Source organism: Cupriavidus sp. 05N39 (assembly GCF_056397325.1).
This window is the reverse complement of the sequence record NZ_JBFTNE010000214.1, coordinates 1-5,209: the sequence shown is the minus strand read 5'-3', so window position 1 is coordinate 5,209 and position 5,209 is coordinate 1. Positions and strand designations below refer to the sequence as shown.

5 protein-coding genes and 1 tRNA gene are annotated in these 5,209 nt (G+C 65.4%); all 6 read left to right on the top strand.

The window, feature by feature from the left end:
- A partial coding sequence (gene xsc / locus AC1DN0_RS40630; protein ID WP_477146580.1) for a sulfoacetaldehyde acetyltransferase occupies positions 1–1,647 on the top strand: 1,647 nt, incomplete at its 5' end.
- Between the two features lie 69 nt (positions 1,648–1,716).
- Positions 1,717–2,757, top strand: a complete 1,041-nt coding sequence (pta, locus tag AC1DN0_RS40625; protein WP_477146579.1) for a phosphate acetyltransferase — start codon at positions 1,717–1,719, stop codon at positions 2,755–2,757.
- Positions 2,754–3,515, top strand: a complete 762-nt coding sequence (locus AC1DN0_RS40620) for a sulfite exporter TauE/SafE family protein (RefSeq protein WP_441630561.1) — start codon at positions 2,754–2,756, stop codon at positions 3,513–3,515. Before pta ends, AC1DN0_RS40620 begins: the two co-directional genes overlap by 4 nt.
- Before the next feature lie 89 nt (positions 3,516–3,604).
- Positions 3,605–3,681: transfer RNA gene (locus AC1DN0_RS40615), tRNA-Arg, on the top strand.
- A 278-nt stretch (positions 3,682–3,959) separates the two neighbouring features.
- The gene (locus tag AC1DN0_RS40610; protein WP_441630559.1) at positions 3,960–4,838 is read left to right on the top strand and encodes a LysR substrate-binding domain-containing protein; all 879 of its coding nucleotides are present in this window, start codon (positions 3,960–3,962) and stop codon (positions 4,836–4,838) included.
- 168 nt (positions 4,839–5,006) lie between these two features.
- Positions 5,007–5,209: SDR family NAD(P)-dependent oxidoreductase (locus AC1DN0_RS40605; protein WP_477146578.1), on the top strand; the 203-nt coding region annotated here is incomplete at its 3' end.

The window sequence follows — 5,209 nt, the reverse complement described above, 5'->3', positions numbered from 1 at the left end:
GGCCCGCAGGCCATGACCCCCTCGGAAGCCTTCGTCGAGACCCTTGCCGCCAACGGCGTGACCGACATGTTCGGCATCATGGGGTCGGCCTTCATGGACGCCATGGACATCTTCGCCCCCGCCGGCATCCGCCTGATCCCCGTCGTGCATGAGCAGGGCGCCGGCCACATGGCCGACGGCTATGCCCGCGTCTCCGGCCGCCACGGCGTCGTCATCGGCCAGAACGGCCCCGGCATCAGCAACTGCGTCACCGCCATCGCCGCCGCTTACTGGGCCCACAGCCCCGTGGTCATCGTCACCCCCGAAGCCGGCACCATGGGCATCGGCCTGGGCGGCTTCCAGGAAGCCAAGCAGYTGCCGATGTTCCAGGAGTTCACCAAGTACCAGGGCCACGTCACCCACCCGGCCCGCATGGCCGAGTTCACCGGCCGCTGCTTCGACCGCGCCATGGCCGAGATGGGCCCCACCCAGCTCAATATCCCCCGCGACTACTTCTACGGACAGATCAAGGCCGAGATCCCCCAGCCCCAGCGCCTGGACCGCGGCCCCGGCGGCGACCAGCGCCTGAACGAAGCCGCCGAACTGCTCGCGCAGGCCAGGTTCCCCGTCATCATCTCCGGCGGCGGCGTGGTCATGGCCGATGCCATCGCGGAGTGCCAGGCGCTGGCCGAGCGGCTGGGCGCCCCGGTGGTCAACAGCTACCTGCATAACGACTCCTTCCCCGCCAGCCACCCGCTGTGGTGCGGCCCGCTGGGCTACCAGGGCTCCAAGGCGGCCATGAAGCTGCTCGCCCGCGCCGACGTCGTCATCGCCCTCGGCTCGCGCCTCGGACCGTTCGGCACCCTGCCCCAGCACGGCATGGACTACTGGCCCAAGAACGCCAAGATCATCCAGATCGATGCCGACCATAAGATGCTTGGCCTGGTGAAGAAGATCTCGGTGGGCATCTGCGGCGACGCCAAGGCCGCCGCCGTGGCGCTGACCGAGCGTCTGGCCGGACGCACGCTGGCGTGCGACGCCTCCCGCGAAGACCGCGCCGGCCAGATCGCCGCCGAGAAGGCCGCCTGGGAGAAGGAGCTCGACGAGTGGACCCACGAGCGCGACCCCTACAGCCTGGACATGATCGAGGAGCAGAAGCAGGAACGCACGCCCACCGGCGGCCACTACCTGCATCCGCGCCAGGTCCTGCGCGAGCTGGAGAAGGCCATGCCGGAAGACGTGATGGTTTCCACCGACATCGGCAACATCAACTCGGTGGCCAACAGCTACCTGCGCTTCAACAAGCCGCGCAGCTTCTTCGCCGCCATGAGCTGGGGCAACTGCGGCTATGCCTTCCCCACCATCATCGGCGCCAAGGTGGCCGCACCCCACCGCCCGGCCGTGTCCTATGCCGGCGACGGCGCCTGGGGCATGAGCCTGATGGAAACCATGACCTGCGTGCGCCACAACATCCCGGTGACGGCCGTGGTGTTCCACAACCGCCAGTGGGGCGCTCAAGCGCGCCATCGACCTGCAGATGAACCACGGCAAGACCACCATCATCGAAATCATGTGCACCCGCGAGCTGGGCGACCCGTTCCGCCGCGATGCGCTCGCCAAGCCCGTGCGCATGCTCGACAAGTACAAGGACTACGTTTGAGCCAGTGAAGTAGCGGACGTCTGGCCGGAAGCGGCGTCCGCTGCTTCCGGCCATATTCCATTCTGAGCGACCCCATCATGAAAGCGATCAACCGCATTATCGAGCGCGCACGCGCGGCGCCCCAGCGCATCGTGCTGTGCGAGGCAGAGGACCCACGCATCCTGCAGGCGGCGCAACGCGCCACGCGCGAAGGCATAGCACGCATCGTGCTGGTGGGCGACGCCGCGCGCATCCGCCAGGCCGCGGCCGGCGCGGACATCGGCCTTGCCGGCATGGACGTGATCGACCCGGCCAGCTCCGCGCTCACGCCGTCCTTCGCGCAAAAGCTGTTCGCGCTGCGGGCAAAGAAGGGCATGACACTGGAAGACGCCAGGCGCGAGGTGCTCAAACCCCTGTGCTTCGCCAACCTGATGGTGCGCCTGGGCCACGCGGACGGCTCGGTGGCCGGCGCGGTGCACACCACCGCCGACGTGGTGCGCACCGCCATCCAGGTCATCGGCATCCACCCGGCGTTCAAGCTGGTGTCGAGCTTGTTCCTGATGATGTTGTGCGAGCCTTTCCAYGCMCTGAAGGGCGGGCTGATYTTTTCCGATTGCGGGCTGGTGGTGGACCCCGATGCCGGCGAACTGGCCGAGATCGCGATGGCGGCGGCCGACAGCGCGCAAAGCCTGCTGATGGACACGCCGCGCGTGGCGATGCTGTCGTTTTCCACCAGCGGCAGCGCGCGGCATGCGGCCGTCGACAAGGTGGTGGAAGCCACGCGCCTCGTCACCGAGCAGCGTCCCGGCCTGGCGATCGACGGCGATGTGCAGCTCGACGCCGCCATCGTTGCCGAGATCGCCATGAAGAAGATCGAGCACTCCAGGGTGGAAGGCCGCGCCAACGTGCTGGTGTTTCCCAGCCTGGAAGCCGGCAATATCGGCTACAAGCTGGCGGAGCGCGTGGGCGGCGCCAAGGCGATCGGGCCCTTGCTGCAAGGCTTGCAGAAGCCGGCCAACGATCTCTCGCGCGGCTGCAGCGCGGACGATGTGTTCTACGTGATTGCCGTAACGGCAGTGCAGGCGCAAACCGCCGCGCAAGCCCGGACGGAAGCCCCGATGGCCGCGCAACTGTCATGACCGCTGACCACTTGCTGCCGCTGCTCGCACTGATGGGCGCGGCAAGTTACTTCCAGACGGTAACCGGCTTTGGCCTCGGCATGATCGTGATGGGCGCGACCAGCGGGCTGGGCCTGGCGCCGGTCGCCACCGTCGCCACGCTGGTGAGCCTGGTAACGCTGGCCAACAGCGCGGCGGCCTTGCCGGGCAAGATGCACCATATCGACTGGCGTGCCGTCGGCGCGGCCACGCTGGGCATCCTGCCTTCCGTGGTGGCCGGCGTGCTGATACTCGACTACCTGAGCAGCGCCGCCGCCGGCATCCTGCAACTGCTGCTGGGCGCGGTGGTCCTGTATGGCGGGCTGAGCGCCGCGCTGCGCCCTGCCCCGCTGGTGCGGCGCTCCGGCGACCGCAGCTTCTTCGTCAGCGGCATCTTTGGCGGGCTGCTCAGCGGCATGTTCGGCGTGTCCGGGCCGCCGTTGATTTTCCAGTTTTATCGGCAACCGCTGTCGATGGTGGAGATTCGCTGCGCGCTGATTCTTGTATTCACCGCGACCTCGGTGACGCGTACGCTGTTCAGTGCATGGCAGGGGCAGCTCGGCGCCGATATCTGGGCGCAGGCAGCGCTCGCGGTGCCTGTCGTGGCCGTGACTACGATTGCGGCCCGGCGATTTCCACCACCGCTTTCGGCTGTGGCAACGCGGCGGATTGCGTTCGGGGTGCTGGTGGTGATTGGGGCGTACCTGATGTTGCCGGGGTTGATTGACCTTGCCACTTAGTGGCTGAGACCCGCCGCACTCCCCGTGTGTTCTCTTATCTGCGGAAATACTTGTATTTTCCCCAGGGGGCGATATAGTCGCCCTCGCGTGCGGCTGTAGCTCAGTTGGATAGAGTACTTGGCTACGAACCAAGGGGTCGTGGGTTCGAATCCTGCCAGCCGCACCACCTGTTACGTTTAGCAAATCAACGGCTTGGAGAATTTGAACCTCCAAGCCGTTTTTGCTTTTACGCAGCATTGCTGACGGGCCTTCGCGGGAGTCTCTTCACCAACGCTACACGTCGGCAACTTCGACGCGCGAGGCCACCAACGCGATATGATCATCACGGATCCCGCCAGGGCAACGGTGAAGTTCTGTCGCTCCTTGCCATGCCCCGGGCGTATCCCCGGCCGGGGGCCGCTCTAAGTACAAACCCCTCTTACCACCGTCACCAGAGAGCTGAATATGCGCCTTCCGCCGCTGAAGTCGATCATTGCGTTCGAGAGCGTCGCGAGAACGAAGAGCGTAAGCCGGGCGTCCGAGGAACTGGGCCTGACCGCCTCGGCGGTGAGCCATCAGATTGCCAACCTCGAGTCCATCATTGGACAGCCACTCTTCTTCCGGCAGGGCCGGGGGCTGGCCCTCACGCCAGTCGGGGAGCAATACCTGCGCGATGTGACCGGGTCGCTCGCTGAACTGAACCGCGCGACCGAGCGTGCATCGAGCCAGGCTGAAGTCGACATTCTCAGGGTGCATTCGAGCCCGAGCTTCGGCTTGATGTGGCTGCTGCCCCGGCTGAAATCGTTCCAGGCCGACAACGGCGACATTCAGTTGAACGTAGCCTGCTCCTATGAGGACGTCTCCTTTACAAGCGGCTATTACGACGTCGATATCCGCTATGGCTACGCGCACTGGCGCGATCTGCAAGTCAAGACAGTGCGCAACGAGTTCATTGCTCCCCTGGCCTCCCCGGAATATCTTGCCCGACACCCCATCCGCGCTCCGGCCGACCTGCTGGGCCAGCGCCTGGTTTTCTCCGAGACACCTCTCGTCCAGTGGCAGCAGTGGTTTGCCAGATTCGGCGTCTCAGGCGAGCACCAGGTGTTCGACTTTTCCTTTGACCGCTCGTACATGTCGCTGGAGACGGCGGCCCTTGGCATCGGCGTGGCGCTGGAAAGCATGCTGCTGGCGTCGGTCCATCTCAGCAAGGGGACGCTGGTACCGGTCTTTGACCCTACGTATGCCGTGGAGGTAGGCGCGCATCACATCGTCTGCCCATCCCAGAATGCGGACTTGCCTCGGGTACAGCGATTTCTCGACTGGATCGACCGGGAGTTGACGTAGGCATGCGGCCCATGCGGCTCACGCATGGTGCGGCGCACCAAAAATTCACGTCCTGGAATCGCATCTCTCATCTGAAAATTTCTCAGCAATAGCTGAGAAGGACTGCGTTGATCGGCGCCGCGCGAGGCACCAGACTCGAACCATCATTTCAACAGTCAGGAGACAGACATGATGCTCGAGAACAAGGTTGTGATCGTGACCGGTGCCGCATCCCCCCGCGGTATCGGCAAGGCAACGGCAAGCGCGCTGGCCGCGCAAGGCGCCAGGGTAGTCATATTGGATCTGCGGCAGGCAGACGCGGAGCGGGCGGCACTGGACCTTGGCGAAGATCACCTCGGCATCGCATGCGATGTCACGGACATGTCACGGAC

Coding starts and splice junctions, on each gene's coding strand:
- AC1DN0_RS40620 (WP_441630561.1), top strand. CDS start 2,754: ATGACCGCTGACCACTTGCTGCCGCTGCTCGCACTGATGGGCGCGGCA.
- AC1DN0_RS40610 (WP_441630559.1), top strand. CDS start 3,960: ATGCGCCTTCCGCCGCTGAAGTCGATCATTGCGTTCGAGAGCGTCGCG.